Origin of the sequence: Candidatus Nitrososphaera gargensis Ga9.2 (genome assembly GCF_000303155.1) — an archaeon.
Classification (GTDB): Archaea; Thermoproteota; Nitrososphaeria; order Nitrososphaerales; family Nitrososphaeraceae; genus Nitrososphaera; species Nitrososphaera gargensis.
On record NC_018719.1, the window covers coordinates 2,305,017 to 2,325,437 of the forward strand.

Below are 20,421 nucleotides of genomic sequence, written 5' to 3' on the forward strand. Positions count from 1 at the left end.
TTTGTCTCAGCATAGGTCTAGTCTAGATCCAATTTGAGAATGTTCAATGCTGCATTGTGATCTCTGTCCAAGACCAACTTGCAGTTTGGACATTCATGCATACGTTCGGATAGGTCTTTTTTGACAATATTTCTGCAGCCAGAGCATTTCTACGATGTCCCATAATTCTTATTTATCTTTAAGTATGGTATATTCATCGGAAGGATGATCAAGTCTGTCACGCTTACTGTGGAAAGGGAGTATCGCGTAGACACTGGGAAAAGCAGGATCAGAATAGATTATGACTCTATGAATTCAATTAGCGCAGCCACTGGAGATCTGGTTAAGATTATTGCCACTAGACGCAAGAACTTCATTGCAAGATGCTTGCCTCTATATATCAAGGATCACAACAGGCAGATTGTCAGGATGGATTCAATCATCAGAGCTAAGCTCGGTGCGGTTATCGGAGATACAGTCAGTGTAAGTAAGGCGGATGTTGAAGATAACAGGTACAAAAAGCTAATTCTCGTTCCTCTTCATGGCGCGCCTGCAAATCTCGATGGCAGATATATTGCAAACATACTGGCAAATACCAAAGTACATCGAAACGACTTGGTATCTATTCCTCTATTGGGTAGGAAAAAAACTGCCGTATACCGTGTGAAGTCGATACTTCCCGCAAGTTTGTCCGTCATGTTCATTGATTCTGACCCGATGACAAACATCGAAATATCACAAGCCTGAAGCGGTTGGAGTTAATTCTGCTCAGGCTAGGATTGGTCCTTAGTTTGTAGAGTAGGTCTATTTGTATCCCTTTGTCATATCCAAGATTATTGTCACTGATATAGGTGGGTTAGGCAGACAGTGATAATTTGCCTTCACCGTTATCAAAATCGGTTCATGACCGCCTCCATGCTTATACATTGGAACGTTATTTGGTGTCCAAACGAATGTCTTGTAGGTACTGAAACCCCCACCGACGAATTTGTGTTTCGTCCAGCTCGGATCATCATTATTATTTTGTGAATTACTATACGTTGGAGAGTAAAGCTTCCAGTCAATGGATTCGATGAAATAATTCTTTCCCTTAGTACTATTGAAGCCGAAAGGTACCTTGAAGGTGACATAAGTCGTCGCGCACTCGAACCTGTTGGTTTGGGTTTGTTGGTTGTTGAAGTAACACCAGTGCCTGTTCACTATTTTGTTTGTACTTGAACTGCCGCCAGGGGTTCTTGCTACAAAAGCCTTTTTAAACCATATCTTGCCCCCTTGACAGCTCTCACCACTTCCAGTCCTAACCTCCCAAGTGCAAGTCTTGCGATAAGCTTGAGAGGTTCCACCATACTTTAGATCATAGGGAGCAGAAGAGCCCTCCTTCCATAATGCTCCTGTTGACAAGAGACCAGCGGTTTGAACAGTAAGTTCATCAGGAGAAGAGAATACTTGGCCATAAGGTGTCGTTGGCGCCTGCCAGCCTGTGGCATTCTTAATGGTCTCGTATATCACATTGTCCATACTGCAATAGATGTGTATGTTCTCATCAGAAGTTATGGTGATGGATGGCAGACTGTGACTGCCAGAGCCCACAGCTGTCTCCGTTCCGTTGAAGGTTCCGTCAGATTTGAGAATCTTTCCACATGCATAGTACCAGAATTACCGCCTGAAAGATAAGCCACATATGCAGTTCGTGTGCTATTCATCGTAGCAGCCGAGATTTGCTTTACAGTATTAACGCCCATGTCAGTTCCGCTTGCACTCTGAGCCGAACCCCAATTAGTTCCATCAAAGACTCTGTACTTTAGGTCTGAACTCTCGTAGAGCGCATACACAAATAGCATTTTACTTCCATTAAGTCCAGTAATCGACATGACAGGTCTTTCAGTACTTACATTATCTATCTGCGCCAGCGAAACTGCCCAGTTGAGCCCTCCGTCAACAGATCTCATGATCTGATATGAATAGGTGGATGAACCTCCTGATCCATAGCTAAATGCTGCATAGATTTTGCCATCAATATCAGTTGCAGCCGCAACTGCAGCGCATGCGCCGCCACTGCCACACGCTGCAGAGTTTGCGAATGTATAACCTAGCAGTATGGGGCTACTCCAAGTAATTGTTTCATTAGCTATTTGTCCTCTCAACACGTAGAAATTCATGTTCGAACCGGCAGGGGTCCAGTATAGTAGTACTGCATACTCGTTATCCTGATATGTTGTAGCTATTACAGTCCATCTAAAGGTGTCTGAAGCAAGTACGCCTGAACCTGTTGAGACAGCTGTTCCGCTCCAAGTCTTGTCATCGTCAATCGAATTCCTGTACAAGATGTTGGAACCATCATAATAGAAAGCAAATTTGACCATATCTCCACTTTCGATGATCCGTTTTTCTCTTTGGTAATAATCAGTTTTTGTAGGAGAATTCTGATTGCTAGTTGTAGTTAGAGTTCCGTATTGAAGTATGGCAAACTTTAGTATGTATGGCACAGAGCTGCCTTCGGTCCAAAGAGCATAATTCATCTGGTCGATCGAATTCAGTGCCGTAAGTTGGTCAGGTGAGGTGAACGCTGTTCCAAAAGGATTGAATGGTTGTTCCCAGTTCGATCCGCTTCTCTTTCGAGTATCATAAACTTGCCGTCAGCTAAAGAATAGATATCTAGGTCTCCGTCAGTGAACCCGTTATCTCTAAACATGATGTTAGGAAGCCTGTTCCGTAATGTACTATCAGCAGTTTCTATAAGCTCAAAATGACCTGTAGCATTGAATCTTGCAACCTTTAATATTCCACCATTAGTACTAGTCACATTAGTATACGCTAAGTACGCTGAAAGTGAGCTATCAGTTGCAGCAGATAGGTGCTTAAACGTTGCGCCAGTCAGATCCGTACCAGACAAGGTCTGCTCAGAACCCCACGCGGAACCGCCGTATACCCTGTAAAAAATATTTGAGCTGCTTGATGTTGTATAAGCAAACAGCATTTTGCTCGAATTAAGCATGGTTAGTGCCATTGCAAATCTATTGGAGCTGATATTATTTACCTGAGGCAGCGAAACAGACCAAGTCAGACCGCCATCGGCTGATCTCATAATTTGGTAAGAGTAAGTTGTTGAACCTCCTGACAGATACCCAAATGCGGCATATATGTATCCATTCGTATCTGTGGCAACTGCAACGGCAGCACAAGCACCACCGCTGCCACACGTTCCAGAATTGGAGGAGGTATAGCCCAATAGAATAGGGCTGCTCCAGCTTATATCCGCCCCGTTTGCTGCACCCCTTAGCGCATAGAAGTTCATGTTGCTCCCTGCAGGCGTCCAGTACAACAAAGAGGCGTAAGTTGTATTAGAGTAAACTGTAGTTATGATTGACCATCTGTACCTATCTGATGCGAGTGCTCCTGATCCTGTTGATATTGGAGTACTCCAAGTTTTTCCTCCATCATTTGGAGTTCTATACACTATGTTAGACCCATCGTAGTAGAATACGTTCAGCCTACCGCCAATTGTTACTATCCTCGTTTCTCCTTCGAACGTAGAATTACCAAATGGTGACATACTATTAGTCGCACTACTAACTACTGTTGGATCGATGACAAACAGTTTTCCAACAGGTATACTGATAGAAGATTTTGCAGAGTCAACATACACATTGTGACCTGAGGCAATTGCATCCTTCCAATCAAGCTCCAGTCCATCCTCCACTACGTTCGTTCCTTCACGATTGAGATTATCGTCTTGGATATCATTAGCTGGTGCAGTACAATCCAACGCAGGGTCTAAAGTTAATGCATCAATATTATCAACAGAAGCTGGTTGTTCAACAAAAAATCTATCATGTTCTATTTTATCATACTTGCCACCATCAACTCCAAATGAAATTAGGCTACCATTGATGCTAGTTCCTGCAATAGTGTACTTGTACTTATCAACATAGCCATTTTCACCTTCCACAACAGTCCAGTAAACGTCATACTGCAATTCTGGTCCAACCACCCTTTGGTCCACGTGAGTGCTGTTGTACCAAAGTGAGAAAACGTCTTGGGATTCAGGAATGCTTATGGTATAGCTATATCCCCTATTATCTTCAACTTTGGTAGTGCCATCTGTATCCCAAGTTATTGTAACTGCAAGCTCTGCAGCGGTTTCTCCATTGAATTTTAAGAGAGGATAGGAGAAAGATCTTACTATCTTCCCATCAGTATGTACAAGAGGCTCGCCGGATATTGTTACTAGTGCAGTTGCAGCTCCGGGTGATGTATCTGTGGCAGTAATGGTAGCATTTGACGCAACAGCATCTGCAGAGGTAGTATTTTGTGACGGCAATTGTTGTTGATTTTCAGGAGAGGCAGACTGGCATTCTCAATCGGTGACTCATCTGGAGGTGCAGTAGTGCTGTTTGATATAGCTTCGGGATTTTCAGTAGGTGTTTGTGAGTCACCACCAGATGAAGCCCCGAAGATGACGTACTATTGGTGTTACCATCATCTTGGTTTTGCTCGTTAGAACTAGACGAGGTATCTTGTGATTGCGAATTCTGATCAGATGCATTCATACTAATTAAGCTTGAAGGTAGAGAGAATGCTAACAAAGCCATGCATACAAATGCAAGAATTAACTTCCGATTTATTACACTCGACCTTTCTTCTTTTGCCATTAGAAGGCTAGCTAGCTACTTTTGCTAATAAGGCTGAGCGTATGGTAGGTATCATGCAATATGCAAGAAATCACTAGAAAATTTGTACATTGCTCAGACATAGTCTTGCCATTTGATGCGCTTGTATATTGCTAGGCCGGCTTCTGTCAGGCTAAATTCATCAAAATTATTCGTGGCGACCCAACCAATCTCTATTAGCCATGTAACGTATCTTGTGCAGGTAGAAGAATTTACTGCTGTTTTCATGGCAAGGCGGGTCTTTTTGATTGGACCATGGAGGTAAATCATGTGTAATAACCTTTTTGCGACATCCCAATCGATGTTGCCGTGGTACAACTTCATACTCTGTGCATCAGGAGGGGGTCTGTCTGTGTCTGCATGGGCAGACCTAGCATTAGCAGAATCCTTGTCAATAATTTCCATATGGTCGCTGTGTCAACCTCATCGACTGTATTTTCCTTAGATGGATATTCGTATATAAAATAGCTTATGTAAGGCACTGCAGCTATTTTCTGATTTAATCAGTAATAGCTTTCTTCTATGGCATAAGCTGATCTGGTTTCCTTGAGTCTCTTTTCTAATTCAAATTCTACCATTGCGGAAACGGCGTCCTTTCAGGGCACAGTTAAGTTATCAGGTCTTATCTATTGTTCATAATCCAGCATATCTGCAAATTGAACAAAACCGATAAACACCGTTCGACAATGAAGGATATAACTTGAGCTATAATACAATTGATGTTCCCATGCATATACTAGCCAAACCAAATACGAAAGAATCTAAGTCTAAAAATTGAAGAGCAAAATTATGTTTCTCCCCTATTGTCAAAAGGTGCGTATTATCCATACTCTTTATCTCGCTAAAAGTCTGTTATCTTGACAGCCTTTCTGTGCTCGTGGCGCTCTGCCCTTGCCTTGACCTTCTTCTGGGCGTCTGTCATGTCTTCTCCCCTCATCTCCAGCAGCTGCAGCAGGTTGGTCGGCGCGCTGGCGTGGTAGTGGTTGTTAAAGTAGGCATAGACCACAGGGACTCTTTCTTCCATGACCTGCAGTTTGGTAAGCCATGGGCGCAACTCCTCTTCCGAGTAGGTATAGTCGTACCATATCGACTTGCCCCGACCGTGCCACCGAACGTATGAATGCGTTGTGGCTGTAACAACTGGCCTTGATAGAAATTCGATCGGCGAGTCTGTCACTGTGTTTGCGACATTGTATTTTTCCAAGAGTTCCCATGTCTCTTTCCTGTTCCACGACTCATGCCGGAACTCGACTGTAAAATGAATATCCCTTGGAAGGAGGCTCAGAAACGACTCAAGACTGCCACGTTCCTTGAACGTAAAGTCAGGCGGAAGCTGTACCAGCAGGCAGCCCAGCTTGCCCACTCTTGCCATCGGTTCCACCAGTTCCACAAAGTCAAGAAACTCTTTTTCTGCTCCTGCCAGCCGCTTGTCATGAGTTACCGACTTGGGGATCTTGAGTGAGAACTTGAAATCCGGGCCCGTCGCTTTTATCCACCCGGCAACCATCGACTTTGAAGGAGCCCTGTAAAACGACGAGTCGACCTCCACGGAATTGAAAATGCGGGAGTAAAAGGGTAGTTTGGCAACCCTGTTGTTTGGGTAGAATGCGCCAACCCACTCTTGGTAGCTCCAGCCGCATGTGCCTGACAGTATCGTCAATAATACACGATTAGATCAGCAGGATAATAACTAGATCAATCCAGATTCTTTCTTGCTGCGATCGATAAAGTTGCACATATTCATAAGAATATTGGAATTTCTATGATATATTCACTATTATATGAATATTGCATAAGGTCATGGTTGTACAATTATGATTACTATAAAATGTGTTTTAACAATAGTATGACAACGGTACTGCCTACAAGCCTTGTCTAGAAGGAAGAACTGCATTTTATCAAGTCCTATAGCACACGGTGCCGTCAATTGATGCATATGTCGTCTTACTTTGAAGGGAGGCAGATCGGATACACTGACGAAAGGGAGGCATGGGCAATGCTGCTCGATGGCATCAGCGCATCGCCGGACCTGCTGTTGAGCCAAAAGGCCGAGCAACTCTGCATGATAGAGGGCATAAACTACAAGGGGCTTGAGCCCATACAAAGGCTGTTCCTCACTCACTACAGGTGCCCCATATGCAAGCTCTTGCCGCTGTACCATCTGAACCTTGCACACCCAAAGAGAGTGCGCTGCAGCAAGTGCGGCAACTTGATACAGTTCACCAGCGCCGGCAAGTACGGCAGGCTGAGGAAAAAGATCGCCTTTATGCTGTGGATCTCGCTGGAGGGAAAAAGAAGGAATGGTGTATCGTAACAGCATAGATGCCTTCCAGCAGCTGTTGCTGTCGCCAGCCGTGAGCCAGATCTCTGCAAAGTCAGGGCACATGCAAAACGGGATATCTTACTGCGTCGTGCAGGTCTCGTTTGCTAATGGCGATGAGTATCGCATAGAGGCGTTCGATGAAGAGGCAGACGAGCTGTACAGAGTCGCGAGGGAACAGTCGTCCCTCCTCTGCCTTCACGCCAATGCGTAGCTATATAGCTCTATTTTCTGATGGGCTTGCGAAGGAACAGCTTGGCCGTTTCTGGAAGCGCCAAGGCGTAATGGATGTGGACGCAGTCCTTGGAATCGCAAACGTTGCAGTAAAGGGCTCGGTCCCTCAGGTATATCTCGGCAGTCTTGCTTTTCTTGGCGTCTCTGATGAACAAGATGTTGTGCTCGTAGCCTATCTTGGACAGCGAAGGAGCATAAGATTGGAGGAATCTGTCCCTTTCAATGACCTCCATCAACACCATATTGATGTAGTCCTTTGTGTTCCAACGCTTCTTTTCAGCATTGGCCTTCATGACATCATATGTTTCCTTAAAGATTTCAACCGTTACCACTTCTTTGCCGCCGCGTTTGACCATGTCGCGTAGTACATGTTATGACATGGGAAATTTATATAGTATATGGCACGTGCCCACATGTTGGAACATGTTGCCCTCCCTCCCCCTAAAGTGCCAGCTCTGTTATAATTGGTCGTTCTGAGCTTCTGGCATTGCCTTGCAAAAATTTATGTGAAAAACTGGCATACCCTTGCTTTCCATCTCCAAGCCCATATGCATTGGGCCTTAGATACTGTACGGAATGCACCAAATATTTTGATGTTGAAGGGATACGTTGTCCATGCTGCAATAGACGACTTAGGTACAGAAAAAGTACTAGAAGAGGAGCGCGACAATGTTAGAAATTATCGACAATTTTGCAGCACTCTTGCTTTTACCAGAGGATATAGCGATAACTTGCGATATGTGTGGCCAAGAAGCATTTATCTTTCAAGAAGAAGGCAACTTTTGTCTGGAATGTTGGCAGGAAAGAACGGAGCCGCAGATCTAGAGATCACCTGTCCTACTCCTAAATGGTTATAGATTTACACTCTGTCAGAAGGAATGTGTGGAGATCAGCACATAACTGCCTATTCGGCTTCTTCTGCTTCAGCTACGGAACGTTTGATCTCAACTCGCAAAATAAGGGCAGATCGTCTAATCGACAAGTAGCGATGATTACTGCTTAAACCGCTGGCATCTGCATTTCCAATTCGTTGATATAATAATATATTCAGTCTTGATAGTACCTGCCTTTCTTCAAAGGAGGAAGCGCCCTTTGATATACGAGCATGGCAATATAACACTGTCTACCTGTCTATAGCAGCATTGGCATGGCAGTATATAGGGGGACTCTACTATCAATAATGAATATCACTAGATATAACCCAGATATCTAGGTGATATTTACGGGAACATTTGCATGATATAACCATCTAAGGTGTGTATCATTTTCCTTTAGAAACGACAACTTGGAATGCAGTGGTTCCGTTTCTTGATTGCATTCACTCTGCTTTCTTACTTGGTACTGCTGCATCTTTACTGCATAAACTGCATGTATGTCTCCCCTCTGTCAATTGCGGCTATTCCGCCTGCTTTTTCTGCTTTGCCTTTCTGCCAGAGCTGCTGCTTTTTCTGTTTCTCCTGCTGCGTCCGTTCCTTTTATACCACATCTTGATTCTACAACCATCAGAGCAATACCTTCTGGTAGACCTCTCTGGCTTGAATTCCTTGCTGCAATACTTACAGTAGTGCTGCCTATCTGTCAGGTCAGCCATGTGCATATGCAGTAGTAGTAGATGCCGCTGTTGTTAACGCTATAAGCAAATCACTTTTTTGGCTCTTTTATCATTTGCTAAGGATGATGCCGATACATAAAGTTCTCTGCCTCATCATACTCCCAATCATTCGGTCGATTAACGACGGGTCTGCATTTGGATGGTTCTTTAAGAATGTGTACATCAAAAGCTGATTTTGAAACGTACGCTTGTCGTATACCATTGCTACTACCAATATTTTGGTATCTGATCATTTAGAGGGATTGGTATAGGCACTGCGAGTCATCACCTTCTTTTTTTACTACATCTGCATATTTCTTTGCTCCAACACTCTGCTTCTTGTTACTACTACTGCTGTCTCTCTTCCATCTCCTGCCTTATACACACATACACTCTGCATTTGTCAAATGAGGCTGAAGCTGGACTACTGCCTGACTGCCAGCTGCATATATTCCTGCCTGCTTTTTGTCTCCTGCTTTAGATCCTGCTTTTCTAGAATATTCCCTTGTTAGCAGCATACTATTCTGTCCATTATGATCGGAGATGGCAATTCGTCAAAAACGACCACGTATTGCTGCTATGCATGTCTCAGCCACGACAGAACACGCAGCCGTCCTGCATTATTGTTTCCGCCTCTGTGACCTTCGTATAACTATGCAACTATTTGGAAGTAGGTGGTGGTATGCAACTGCCAAAATGACATCCCCAAATTATAGGGAATATTGTTTGTTGTTGCCGTTACAAACTTGCCCACAGACTTTATAGCGTTCATATCTGTGACCTGCAGGAATTACATTACTACTAATAATCTATCATCGCGAATTTTCTGGTCATTCTTTAGCCCCTATCCCATATTTGCCCTAAGAGTAGTAGTTGATAAGCTACAAGTAGTTAAAATAATGAGGTACAGCGCTCCTTAGGATCATTATACCTTTGTGGATCGGATCGTGCGTCAATGCCATTTTCTGTGATCTATCACTCTGTGGCCTATATGAAATATTATTGCAGGATGGAGGAAGTCTAGGCACGCTGTCGAGTGCACTGCAGTAAGCTTGTTGTTCGTAAATGAGCTTTAATAGAATTACCACGTAATGACAAAAATCTCGTTGGATCCGCGCGCCAGATTTTGGTGGTATTCTCTCCAAGCTACTTTTATTATAGTGCAATCAAAACACCGGTCAACAGATTATAATGCTGGACAAAATCAAAAAGAGAGTAAAGAAGGCACTCGAGGGGCGCGACCCGGCGCACGACTTCCAGCACATAATGCGTGTCTACAAGAACGCCGAGATTATAGGCCGCTGCGAGGGCGCTGACCTGACAATACTGCTTCCAGCGGCTCTCCTTCATGATCTGGTCGTGTATCCTAAGGGAAGCGCCAAGACATCAAAATCGGCAGACGACAGCGCCGACCTAGCAGAAAAGTGGCTGCAGAGATACGGGTACCCGCATGACAAGATCGACAAGATATGCTACTGCATAAGGACACACAGCTACTCAAAGAGGCTCGTCCCTTCAACTCTGGAAGGTAAGATACTGCAGGACGCCGACAGGCTGGACGCGCTTGGCGCGATAGGAATCGCACGGACGTTCAGTGTTGGCGGGACAGAGAACAGGGCATTCTACAACCCAAGCGATCCGTTCTGGAAAACCAAGAGAGAGCTAAACGACAGGGAGTGGACGCTTGATCATTTCCAGACAAAGCTGCTCAAGCTGAAAAAATCGATGCACACAAAGACTGCCCAAGAAATTGCACAGGAGCGGGCCAAGTTCATGGAGCTGTTCATCGGGCAGATGCAAAAAGAGATCTTCTAGCTGTAGTCGACGTAGTACTTGTAGCGCTTTTCTACGTCCTTGTTCTCGCCGGCAAGCACGTGGGCGATCTCGCCTTCAAGGCTCTTTCTTGCGTGCTCCCTGAATTGATCCGCCGCCGGTGTCTGAGGAAAGGTGCCAAGCGTGTACTCAAAATGCTTCATGAACTCGACGACCTTGCTCCGAAACTCTTCTTTTGTAGGGCGCTTGTTGCCCGTTACCTTGAACCACGAAGTTGCGCATGCGGTGGAATATATCTTGGCAAGGTCCTCTACCAGCCTGTCTATCTCAAAATAGTCTGGCATTATATCAGTAATTATGAATTCACACAATATATAATATAACATATGCAAGAGCGGGCAGTTCCCATATGCTATCAGGCATAGTTTAGATAGAAATTTTGCGTTTGAAGATAAAAAAGAAAAGGATAGGTGGCGCCGTTACTACGCTGTCGCGTTCTTCTTCATGTCCCATTCTGCAGTGACCGGATCGCCCAGACTTCCGTCAGCTCTTTGCTGCCTGTATTCCACCTTTATCTTTGCAAAGTTGAAGCTGATGCTTTCCGTGGGTCTGCTGTCTCCACCTGATCCGCTCTGCTGGTACGAGTCACAATCACGTCCGTCAACGTAATTATGAAGTAGTCCCCTCTTGTCTTCTTGTTGGTCGTGTCTGTAGTGCCGGAGAATTTGACTTCCCTTATGTGCTCGCCGCTTGCGACTGCTTCAAAGAGCTTGGGCAAAGACTTGTCAAGCGTCTTCATAATATTCAGATCAGAAAAGGTAGCCTTGCCTGCACCGCCGCCACCGCCTGAACTAGGTGTGACCCGGTGTTGCTCACTCCCCAGCTCCAAGATAGAATGTCGATTTCGTTTTTGTGCTTGTTGTCTGTCGACTCGCTATTGATTCCATCTATCTTAGGAAGTAGTCGACCTGTGCCGCATCTGCATACTGCAGCGCGAAAATATCTGCCAGAACATCGCGCTGGTCGTCATCTGTGGACGCTATTTCTGTTGTCGCCTTTCCAAGGCCAGAGACCGCAGCTACCGATCCGAGCAGGATGGCAGCAGCAATAGCCACTAGCTGGATTGTCTTTTCCTTGTCATGCTTCCCGCGGTAGCGCCGGTATGCAGATAAGATATATGGAGAGAGATTCTAGAACATTCTTGACTGTAAAAAGAAAAAGGAAGATTTTGGCTTCCCCTTAGAACATTCCAAGGAAACGTTTCTTCTTTTCTTCCTGCACCGGCGCCTGGGCGACTTTGGGTACTTCACCAAAGGTGCTTTCCACGCCTGTGAGAACGACCATCACGCGTGCCTTGCCTTTCATCGCTGGGTCGACTCTTGCTCCCCACACGATTCTGACGTCCTGTGGCAATGACCTCGTGACCAGTTCTCCTGCCCTTGTGACCTCTTCGAGAGTAATGTCGTCGCCACCAGTTACGTGCACGAGTGCACCGTGAGCCATAGACATGTCCTTGACGTCCAAGAGCTGAGTGTCAAGCGCCATCCTTGTCGCCTGCTCGATCCTGTCAATGCCGTCGTTGAAGCCAACGCCAATTGCGGCCAATCCCCTGCCTTCCATGATTGCGGTGAGGTCTGCAAAGTCGATGTTGATGAGAGATGCCGTGGTTATGGTTTCTGTCGTTCCCTTGATGAACTGGCCGACCAGCTCGTTGGCAACGCCCAGTGCTTGCTGCAGCGGCAGGTTGCCTGCTACTCTCGTCAGCCTGTTGTTGTCAATGGCAACGACTGTGTCGCATGACCTCTGCAGGCTGAGCAACGCTTCCTTTGCCATCGAGTACCTAAAACGCTCAACTGCGAACGGCAGCGTGACGACGCCTACAACCAACGCGCCAGTTGCTCTCTTCAGCTCGTCTGCGAGAATCTGGATTGCGCCTGTACCTGTTCCGCCTCCAAGGCCTGCGCACAGAAAAATGATATTCGACCCCTGCACTTCCCTTGTGATTTCCGACATGCTCTCACGAGTTGCTTGCATGCCCTTCTCAGGATAGCCTCCACAGCCCCTGCCCTGTGTCAGTTTCGGACCTATCAGGATCCTCCTGTCAGCCTTGCTGATACCCAAATGTGCCGCGTCTGTGTTAACAGCAATCAGCTTGCCTCCCGAGATCCCTTTGCTCTTGATCCATGAGACAATGTTGCTGCCTGCGCCCCCTGCCCCGATTACGCAAACCGTTGGTTTTGCCATTTCCATTGCTGCGCGAATAGTCTCTTGCTCCATTACTGATTCCGGCGTTACGTTGTTTGGAATTAAATGACTCATAGAAGCCATTACAAGTAACTGCGGGTATAAACAGTAGCTAGTAGAAGGAATTAATGACGTCGCTTAAATACTAACAACCAAATTTCCCGTTTTTTGCAGCCGATTTCTTCTGTACGTATCTGCCGGCTTCTGGCAACTCGTTAAATACGGCACTTTTGCCGACAGGGGATGAACCTGCGGCGCACAGGATCTCATTTATGCAGCAGTTTGAAGGCCTGGTTACCGATGCCCGTTTTGAAAAAATACGTTATCCACAGCATTGCAAGCGGCTCTAGCAGGCGCGATCCTTCTATCCCGCCGATGTCGACGGTTTCCCAGCCAAACATGTCAAGGATTTCTGTCACCGACTTTTTGGCGCACTTGTCGTTTCCGCATATGAACATGGTCAGCGGCCCGCCCGGAAAGTCAAGCCGGAACATCTGCGCGTTGCCCACTATGTTGAACGCCTTGACAACTCAGGCTTCAGGCAGCAGGCGCTGCACAGTTTCGCCTCCAGAATCAGTTTAGCCTACGGCCAACCCCGGCGGCACGCCTTTTGAAAAATCAAGTGGGTTGGTAACGTAGATCACAACCTTGCCTGAAAAATTCTTCAGGCCGGCCATCTGCAATGCGCTCGGAGTCCCTTCTCACAGAATTGCAAGCATGAGGATTTCTCCAAATGAGGCAGCCTCTGCAGAGCTTCCATCAGATGCCCTGCTGCTGTCGTGCTTGGCCTGCCCATGATGCGACTTTATCCGGCTTGCGCGTCCCTATCTTGATCGTGCGCCCAGTTGCGACAAAACTGTCGGTAAGCTTGAGCCCCATGTCCCCAGACCCAAGATGCCTACTTTCATATCCTGCTGTTGTATGTATGTGTGTAAAGGCGGCTGCGTCTAAAAAAGTTATTACCAGTAGTTCGCCTTTATCTTTTCAATGACCCGCTCGTGCTCTGGTCCCTTTCTTCTCGCAAACCTTTCCATGGCCGACAGTGGAACGCCGCCAAGGGTCGAAGCCAGCTGCGTAAAGAACCAGTTCTTTATCGGGTTGTCGCGCCCTACTTTGCTCATGAATTTCTGGATGCCGTACTTGAAGTTGTGCTGCCAGGTCTTGTACATGACGCCCAGCTTTGCCGGATCCATTGTGTTGCCAATATCATAAAAGTCCGACTTTTCAAGCAGGCCTATAGGCACAAACGTGAGAGGAGTCGTCGTAAACTTGCTGTCTGGCTGCTCCATCTCAATCTCGTGGATAAGCCGGATTGTCTCCCAGCTGTCCTCTGGTGTCTCGTCGTTGTCAAGCCCCATGATGAGCGTGAACGCGGGCACCCAGTAGTTCTCATTGAGCGTCTTGATGCCGTTCTTGACCACCCAGTGCCACTCGTCTGGCCTGTACGGCGAGAGCTTTCTGTCGGCATACTTGCCGATGAGCCTTATGCTGCCTGTCTCAAAGCCGCACTGGATGCCGATGTGGTTGTTAGGACCGGACTTGATTATCTTTGAGACGTTGGGGATGAGCCTCTCGTCTGCAATTGCACCGGCAAGTGTCCCATGTGTCGGGTTCGTGTGCTCGATGCCTGTCGCCATGATGCCCTTGAACAGCTCCTCTATCGCCTCCCTGTTTGGCTGCATGTTCTTTGTTGTCCTTGGGTTGAGGCCGTAGACGAAAATGTCGTCGCTGTGAACCCAAGCGTTCTTCAGGCCACCGTACTTCATGTTCACCTCGATCTCCTTCTGCACCTTCTCAACAGGGTAATACCTCAGCGGCCTCAGGGTCACGTCGCAGAACTTGCAGCCACGGCCGCAGCCGCGCATGACCTCGATCATGCCGTGCATGCTCGGGTTAACGATGTTTGGAATCTCGTCCACCGAGGGTTCGTTCCAGTAGTGGATGAACCTGCCGTGGAGAGTCCTGTCGTTTCTGACAAACTCTTTAATCTCAACTTTAAACTGGCTCTTTTTGAACGGGTTGGCCGTGTCAAACTCGCCTGCGATGAGCGCGTCAAAGAACGCGCCTGCCGCGCCGTCGATCTCGGGTCCGATGCCACCGAGTTCGCCCTCTACGATGCCATAGAGGCCATATTCCTCGATCTTGGCTGGGTCATAGTTGTACTGCCACGTGCCTGAAGCGCCGGCGACGACCTTGGCCTTGCTTCCGGTTCTCGCCTTGGCAGCGTTTATCCTATGGTGTAAGTCGCGATTGTAAAACTCGTCATATGACATGTGCTTGCGGCCGTATGTGAACGTCATGGTAACCGGCCCCATGCCAAGCGGATCCATCTCGTACGTCCCGACGACCTCTGTCTCGGGCCCGATGAACTTCTCGACGTGATCGGGGTGGGCGACGATCACATCCTCGCGGCTATAGCCGTCCCTCAAAAGCGCGGCCTCGACCTTCCTCAGGCCGTAAGGAGCATAATTGGCATGGCCGTTGGTGTGATCAATGGGGTTGCAGATAAAGTCAAACAGCATCCTCGGGGTCACCTGATTGCCAAGCACATGGTACCAGAATGAGTTGTGGTCCCTGTTAAAGTCGAGGGCCGGAGCGCACCCAAAGAATGAGGCAAGCGAAATCCCCCTGTAGGGCGACATCAATGTGCGATCTGCAGTAAGAACAACCTTAGGATACCTTCCCAACGCTCTAAATCCCTTTTTAAGAGAAAATGATTACAGATGCATTAAAAGGTTTCCAATATTTTGGGGCGGTTTGTGTTAGGATTTGAAGAAGCTTGGCTATGCGCGATTGGTTCATTTGCATGCATCCAGAGACCGTTGTTTCAACGAGCTTGCGGCTAATTGACGTACTTTTTCATTTTCTTTATTTCATGACAATAAAAAACCAATCATTCATTTCTTGGACAGATTTCGCGCTTATCGGCTTTTAAGTTTGCAGATATATTTTGAATCTGCGACTATTGGGTTACAAATACTGTTTAATGATAGCACACGCTCATTGGATTGTTATATTTGTATCTACTTTAGGTAAATTTTTGTCAAAGGTTGCAAATATCCAAAACGTTATAGAGAACGCTCTCTCATTATTAGTAGCTAATTTGCCATTGGAATTGGACCAGCAGCCAGCAGACAAGGTATCAAAGTTATTTCGGGCCATATCCAAAAAGGAGAGCCTGAACCTTTTTCTTCTTGCAAAGGATGGCATTGAGGCAGAATCATCCGCGCCACAAAAGGTGGGGCTATCAAGGAAAATGTACTATACAAGGCTAAGACAGCTTGTTGACGCGGGCCTTGTTAGCAGGTATGGTAACAGATATTCTCATACTGTTCTTGGGAGAATCATTTATCAGGAATATGTGCTGTCGCTCTTCGAGCGGATCAAGGATACAAAACAGCTGGAAATGATCGAGATCCTAAAGCACGCTGGCAGATTCTCTGACTATGACATCGACAATTTTGTCGCCAAGATCATGAACGCCGCAAGTAGCAGCGTTAGCCGTAACGGAACGATCTCTCCACCAAAGATCGAGATTTTCTGGTCTTACGAGGCGTCCGCTTCAAAAATAGCCCGCTGTGTAGATCTTGCTCGGAACACAATCGTGTTTGCTACTCGATTTTACAATGAAACGCTGATAAACACTATTCTTCTCAAGGCAAAATCCAGAGTTGATGTAAGGATACTGGCCGATGTGGGCATGGTGACGCATTATCTGGAGATGGAAAAAAAGGGGCTGCAAATGCTAGACAAGAACGCTGCAGAACGGATGAACGTCGTAAAAGACCCGTGGTATCCGAGCAGCGTGAATAGACGCGTTACCAGTGTTCCATTCAGCATGATGTTGATAGATGGCAAAGAAGCAGGCGTAGAACTTGTGGACTCAAGCAGCCCACAAAAATTCACCGGGGCGCTTTACACAAATGATGAAGGCATATGCAAGCAGCTTATGGATTTTTACGATAAACTATGGCTTCAAGCCTCCGACAACGTTCCAGAAAAAAGCAGCAGATGACGCGCGGTAGCTACTACAGGAATGACAGCAGAAGCGACAGTTGCAAAGAAACGTGAAGAATTCTCATCCTGTGTCTAGTCGATCTGATCTGGGAAACCTGATCCAGTTTTTTGCATATGATGAAGAGCAGTGCCAAGGTGGTAAAACATGTAGCAATAACAGTCATGAACCCTACCATATTTATGCTGCCGCTATAGAGACAATATAGGATGGTTATTGATGCTATTATCGCTGCCGGCACAGAGAACATCATCGCCAGAGTTGGAGCCATTCCAATGACGATGGGAAATGTTCTTCTTCCTACGACTCTGTCGCCTCTCAAATCTCCTATGTCGCCAAGAGGGCCCAAGATGAAGAAAAACGCAAAAAATGAAAGCGAAGCATAGATCACCGGCAGGGAAAAGATACCAGCCTGAATGGCCACCCCACCATAGAGTGAAGATAATCCTGCTCCCATTGCAGTTAACACAGTCTTGAAAGGAAATTTTTCTTTAAGGTTTAGCTTTGGATGGGAATAGATGATTCCCATTATGGTGCAGGTGGTTACTATGAGGAAGGCAGGAATGTTTATGAATACTGCTAGCGCCAGTGAGCAAGCATACAGAATGGTCACCAGCTTAACGAGCTCGCCCTTGATATTGCTTCGGGTGATTGATGGTCTATTTGTCCTATTGATCTTGTCCACCTGTACATCGGTAATATCGTTGTACACATAAGTCGCAAGGGCGCAAAGGTAGCAGGAGGTTGCTGCTAAAAGCGCAATTAGAGGATCGGGATTTCCATGTGATCCTATAAGTAGTGATATGAGTGATGCCACTGGGAATATGTAAACATTAGAGCGCGCCTTTACATAACCAAGGAAAAGCTTTGCATAGACGAGCACAAGACCTACAATAGGGTGGAGCTGTCGTCCCAGCGAACAATTATTGTTTAGGTTTGACTTATGGCTTGATCCATGAACAGGACTTTTCGCCTCTCTTTTTGCCGAAATTGGAAACCACAAAAAGACTCATGGAATGATGCAAAAGATTCTTTTTAAGAGTAAGTAGTCATATAAAGAGATATTTCAAATATAGAAGATATATTTTTAAAATCCTTATAAGATTTCAATTAGATAAATTAATATAATATAGAATATATTTGCTGTTATTAAATAATAATATAGTAAATTTTTATAGCACTAGGCCAAATCCTGACTAAACTGATGGCAAGGATGCAATATCATTATAATGTTACCCAAGATTTTTTATACCCCAAAGTGGATATTGATTCCATAATGGAGAAACTAATGATTCACATATGTCAAGAATGTGATAAAATCTTCTTTTTCTCCAATGAAGCAGCAAATCATTTACAAGAAACAGGTCACACAAGCCTCAAGATCATAGATAATGGTAGCGAGTTAGACGATCTGCAATAGTAATCTTTGGCCTATAAAACAACCATCATTATGCCTATATCACGGAGATCATATAGACATAATTCCTAAATATAGGAACTTGCCACATATATACCAGAATTTTAGAATTTTTTGTCATGAGCCTCGACTATTCCCTTCTTGTAATTGATGGCGGCATTTCCCGTAGCGCCGCTGATGATGCTTCAGTGAATCCTGTCCTTTATGATCATATGATTGATTATTTGTCCAAAGGATATGCTGTTATCTATATCACTTCCAATCAAGCCAAGGCAATCCAGAAAATGAAGGCCAAAACGGGCTTGGATATTGAAGAATATATTGAAAGAAGGGCTCTAATCTTGATCGATCCAAAACTAGTCTTTTGTCGATCAGGAAATTTAACATCAAGCGCATGTGAGATCCTGAGATCTCTGCGTTCAATCATGCAAAAAACGATATCCAAGCACAGCAGAATTGTCATCATATATTCAGTGAACGACTTACCTGTTCATGAAAAATGCGATGATGTCGGAGAGCTCACATATGAGAGACTAATCCCCAGCAAGATCTGCCATAAAGGCCGTATTGAGATTATATGCTGCTACGATTCAAGATCGTTTGAAAGCCTATCGCTTGGCAAGACAATTTCTGTTCTAGGACTCTATAGCTATACGATTCACAGCAACTGGCATTACTGTGAATGGCATCCTGAAATAATTATTGAATTGATAGCCGAAGGATTGAATAGAGCACTTGGGCAAGGTGCGGCCCAGCTGATATTCACAAGTCTAAAATGGATCTACAGGATTGACGAGGATTCCATAATATCGCAGCCAGAGGTGTTTGAAGAGAAGTTAAGAAGAGTTCTAGGAGGCAAAGCCGATATAGCCATAAGAGTAATTCTTGACGAGATCAGGAGCAGAGTTGCTTTTTCCGCCGGTTAACAGAAATTAGAATAGTAACAATTTGTTCAGGGTGATCTGGGAAACTAGCGGGTGACGCGAGAGTCTCTCTTTTCCATAAAACTCTGCAATGTCTCCTCTTTGCCCAGCTTCTTTTTCAGTGTGTCGTGTATGTCCCTGACGACGCCAAAGCCGTAGAAGGTCAGGACGGTATAGAGCGAGACCAGCGTCGCCCCGCTTTCGTACGCCTTCCAGGCATCTTCGCCGGAGAAGATGCCACCACATGCAATGATTGCAAGATCCGGGAATGCCCTGTGTACATCCTGTACCAGCTTGAGCATATACGGCAATAGCGGCCTGCCGCTTTCGCCGGCGACTCCCCTTGCAAAATTCTTGGTGATCTTGGCAGTCTTTGTATCGACCGGCCTTGTGTTGCCTAGCGTGACGACCTGCCCGCCGTTTTCGTAAAATACCTTGATCGACTTGAGCTTGGCTTGTGTTTCTTCGTCTGATGGCGGCAGCCTGGTGTATGGCGATATCTTGGACGCCTTTACCTTGCCCGGCATATGCGCGTTCATCAGATCGATCATCTTTTTCGTGAATTCGGGCGTCTGCAGCACTTTGTTAAAATCCGTGTTTGGAGACGTCCTGTTTTCTTCAAAGCCAAAATCAACATAAGGCGCAGTCCTTGTCAGGATTTCCTTGCACGAATCGAGCACCGCGTCTTCGGTATAGGTGTCGGTTATGCCGGAAAAATTGAGCAGGATCTTGGCGTTGCCCCTCCGACCCTCGCTGAACTTTTTCAGGTTTCTGAGGGTGTAGTCGAGCCCCTTGTGCGGATATCCTTGCGCGTTTATTATCGCCTCTCTTTCATCGTCTACAGCAATCCTGATGGTGCCCTCGCTCTTTGGCCGCTGCGGGTTGCCCGCGCGTGGGTTTTTCAGCACGCTGCCGGGGTTGAGAAAGCCAAAGACGTACGATGTTGGCTCTAACACGTCGCAGTTCTTGTCAAAGCCGGCCGCAAGGCCAACGGGGCCTTTCAGTTTGTAATTGCCAATTTCAACTGCCAGTTGGTCGCCGGGATCAAAATAGGACGCGTTCTGCCGGAACTTGTCCGTCATCTTGAGCAGGCGCTCCTTTGCCTTTTCGTGCACCACTTCTGCCTGCGCAAGCTCGTCTGTTGCCTTGTATCGCGAGTAAAGGTACCTGCGATAAAGCCTAAAGATAGAGGGGTCCAAACTTGCCTTGAAGGTATCTACAAGTTGCACTGTTGTCTACTGCCGCTATTCCACTT

23 protein-coding genes and 2 pseudogenes are annotated in these 20,421 nt (G+C 46.1%); 7 read left to right on the forward strand and 18 right to left on the reverse strand.

Features of this window, described 5'->3' with window-relative positions:
- Positions 1-17: 17 nt before the first annotated feature.
- Positions 18-149: pseudogene (locus NGAR_RS19450) on the reverse strand (zinc ribbon domain-containing protein); the annotation flags it as partial.
- A 55-nt stretch (positions 150-204) separates the two neighbouring features.
- Here NGAR_RS19450 and NGAR_RS13835 point away from each other — a divergent pair.
- On the forward strand, positions 205-726 hold the full coding sequence (locus NGAR_RS13835; RefSeq protein ID WP_015020400.1) for an ATPase AAA: 522 nt from the start codon (positions 205-207) through the stop codon (positions 724-726).
- 57 nt (positions 727-783) lie between these two features.
- Here NGAR_RS13835 and NGAR_RS13840 read toward each other — a convergent pair whose 3' ends face one another.
- The 5 genes from NGAR_RS13840 to NGAR_RS13860 all read right to left on the reverse strand — a co-directional run bounded on the left by NGAR_RS13840 (position 784) and on the right by NGAR_RS13860 (position 6,309).
- Entirely contained in the window at positions 784-1,569 is a 786-nt protein-coding gene (locus tag NGAR_RS13840) for a hypothetical protein (protein ID WP_228369192.1), read from the reverse strand.
- Complete coding sequence (locus NGAR_RS13845) at positions 1,530-2,465, reverse strand: hypothetical protein (protein ID WP_148681500.1); 936 nt, start codon at positions 2,463-2,465, stop codon at positions 1,530-1,532. Before NGAR_RS13845 ends, NGAR_RS13840 begins: the two co-directional genes overlap by 40 nt.
- Before the next feature lie 47 nt (positions 2,466-2,512).
- Positions 2,513-4,300, reverse strand: coding sequence for a hypothetical protein (locus NGAR_RS13850; RefSeq protein ID WP_015020403.1), 1,788 nt, complete (start codon positions 4,298-4,300; stop codon positions 2,513-2,515).
- Between the two features lie 424 nt (positions 4,301-4,724).
- A complete protein-coding gene (locus tag NGAR_RS13855) occupies positions 4,725-5,054 on the reverse strand; it encodes a winged helix-turn-helix domain-containing protein (protein WP_015020404.1) in 330 nt (109 codons plus the stop codon).
- A 436-nt stretch (positions 5,055-5,490) separates the two neighbouring features.
- Complete coding sequence (locus NGAR_RS13860; protein WP_015020405.1) at positions 5,491-6,309, reverse strand: DUF72 domain-containing protein; 819 nt, start codon at positions 6,307-6,309, stop codon at positions 5,491-5,493.
- Positions 6,310-6,585: 276 nt separating this feature from the next.
- Here NGAR_RS13860 and NGAR_RS13865 point away from each other — a divergent pair, with 276 nt between their 5' ends.
- Together NGAR_RS13865 and NGAR_RS13870 are read left to right on the forward strand one after the other, a co-directional pair.
- Entirely contained in the window at positions 6,586-6,963 is a 378-nt protein-coding gene (locus NGAR_RS13865; protein WP_015020406.1) for a hypothetical protein, read from the forward strand.
- Entirely contained in the window at positions 6,950-7,183 is a 234-nt protein-coding gene (locus NGAR_RS13870; RefSeq protein ID WP_015020407.1) for a hypothetical protein, read from the forward strand. Before NGAR_RS13865 ends, NGAR_RS13870 begins: the two co-directional genes overlap by 14 nt.
- A 10-nt stretch (positions 7,184-7,193) precedes the next feature.
- Here NGAR_RS13870 and NGAR_RS13875 read toward each other — a convergent pair whose 3' ends face one another.
- Positions 7,194-7,559 carry a hypothetical protein gene (locus NGAR_RS13875; RefSeq protein WP_015020408.1) on the reverse strand — a complete coding sequence of 122 codons (366 nt, stop codon included), beginning with the start codon at positions 7,557-7,559 and terminating at the stop codon, positions 7,194-7,196.
- Positions 7,560-7,667: 108 nt separating this feature from the next.
- Here NGAR_RS13875 and NGAR_RS18550 point away from each other — a divergent pair, with 108 nt between their 5' ends.
- A complete protein-coding gene (locus NGAR_RS18550) occupies positions 7,668-8,060 on the forward strand; it encodes a hypothetical protein (RefSeq protein WP_015020409.1) in 393 nt (130 codons plus the stop codon).
- 539 nt (positions 8,061-8,599) lie between these two features.
- On the opposite strand, the gene NGAR_RS13885 is transcribed toward NGAR_RS18550, so the two are convergent.
- Positions 8,600-8,794, reverse strand: a complete 195-nt coding sequence (locus NGAR_RS13885) for a hypothetical protein (RefSeq protein WP_148681501.1) — start codon at positions 8,792-8,794, stop codon at positions 8,600-8,602.
- 1,191 nt (positions 8,795-9,985) lie between these two features.
- Here NGAR_RS13885 and NGAR_RS13890 point away from each other — a divergent pair.
- Positions 9,986-10,609: an HD domain-containing protein gene (locus NGAR_RS13890; protein WP_015020413.1), complete on the forward strand. Its 624-nt coding sequence runs from the start codon at positions 9,986-9,988 to the stop codon at positions 10,607-10,609.
- Here the strand turns inward: NGAR_RS13890 and NGAR_RS13895 are convergent.
- From NGAR_RS13895 to NGAR_RS13920, 8 genes and pseudogenes are all read right to left on the reverse strand, one after another.
- Entirely contained in the window at positions 10,606-10,911 is a 306-nt protein-coding gene (locus NGAR_RS13895; protein WP_148681503.1) for a hypothetical protein, read from the reverse strand. The two genes, NGAR_RS13890 and NGAR_RS13895, sit on opposite strands and share 4 nt — an antisense overlap.
- Before the next feature lie 227 nt (positions 10,912-11,138).
- The gene (locus tag NGAR_RS13900; RefSeq protein ID WP_266190282.1) at positions 11,139-11,456 is read right to left on the reverse strand and encodes a type VI secretion system tube protein Hcp; all 318 of its coding nucleotides are present in this window, start codon (positions 11,454-11,456) and stop codon (positions 11,139-11,141) included.
- An 11-nt stretch (positions 11,457-11,467) separates the two neighbouring features.
- Positions 11,468-11,518: pseudogene (locus NGAR_RS19455) on the reverse strand (hypothetical protein); the annotation flags it as partial.
- A complete protein-coding gene (locus NGAR_RS17865) occupies positions 11,515-11,682 on the reverse strand; it encodes a hypothetical protein (protein WP_015020416.1) in 168 nt (55 codons plus the stop codon). The pseudogene NGAR_RS19455 and the gene NGAR_RS17865, both read right to left, overlap by 4 nt.
- 124 nt (positions 11,683-11,806) lie before the next feature.
- Entirely contained in the window at positions 11,807-12,886 is a 1,080-nt protein-coding gene (gene ftsZ, locus NGAR_RS13905) for a cell division protein FtsZ (protein WP_228369193.1), read from the reverse strand.
- A gap of 191 nt (positions 12,887-13,077) precedes the next feature.
- The gene (locus NGAR_RS13910; RefSeq protein ID WP_015020418.1) at positions 13,078-13,320 is read right to left on the reverse strand and encodes an NAD(P)-binding domain-containing protein; all 243 of its coding nucleotides are present in this window, start codon (positions 13,318-13,320) and stop codon (positions 13,078-13,080) included.
- Between the two features lie 250 nt (positions 13,321-13,570).
- On the reverse strand, positions 13,571-13,777 hold the full coding sequence (locus tag NGAR_RS19135) for an NAD(P)-binding domain-containing protein (RefSeq protein WP_323444724.1): 207 nt from the start codon (positions 13,775-13,777) through the stop codon (positions 13,571-13,573).
- Entirely contained in the window at positions 13,771-15,453 is a 1,683-nt protein-coding gene (locus NGAR_RS13920; RefSeq protein WP_228369194.1) for a B12-binding domain-containing radical SAM protein, read from the reverse strand. The genes NGAR_RS19135 and NGAR_RS13920 overlap by 7 nt, the downstream gene beginning before the upstream one ends.
- Positions 15,454-15,926: 473 nt before the next feature.
- Here NGAR_RS13920 and NGAR_RS13925 point away from each other — a divergent pair, with 473 nt between their 5' ends.
- Entirely contained in the window at positions 15,927-16,826 is a 900-nt protein-coding gene (locus tag NGAR_RS13925; RefSeq protein ID WP_148681505.1) for a hypothetical protein, read from the forward strand.
- Positions 16,827-16,839: 13 nt separating this feature from the next.
- Here NGAR_RS13925 and NGAR_RS13930 read toward each other — a convergent pair whose 3' ends face one another.
- Positions 16,840-17,709 (reverse strand): UbiA prenyltransferase family protein, encoded by an 870-nt coding sequence (locus NGAR_RS13930; protein ID WP_323444725.1) that lies wholly within the window; start codon positions 17,707-17,709, stop codon positions 16,840-16,842.
- Positions 17,710-18,362: 653 nt separating this feature from the next.
- Between NGAR_RS13930 and NGAR_RS13935 the strand changes: the two genes are divergently transcribed.
- Positions 18,363-19,169 (forward strand): MEDS domain-containing protein, encoded by an 807-nt coding sequence (locus tag NGAR_RS13935; protein WP_015020423.1) that lies wholly within the window; start codon positions 18,363-18,365, stop codon positions 19,167-19,169.
- Between the two features lie 44 nt (positions 19,170-19,213).
- On the opposite strand, the gene NGAR_RS13940 is transcribed toward NGAR_RS13935, so the two are convergent.
- A complete protein-coding gene (locus tag NGAR_RS13940) occupies positions 19,214-20,395 on the reverse strand; it encodes a dihydroorotate dehydrogenase (RefSeq protein ID WP_148681506.1) in 1,182 nt (393 codons plus the stop codon).
- Between the last annotated feature and the right edge of the window lie 26 nt (positions 20,396-20,421).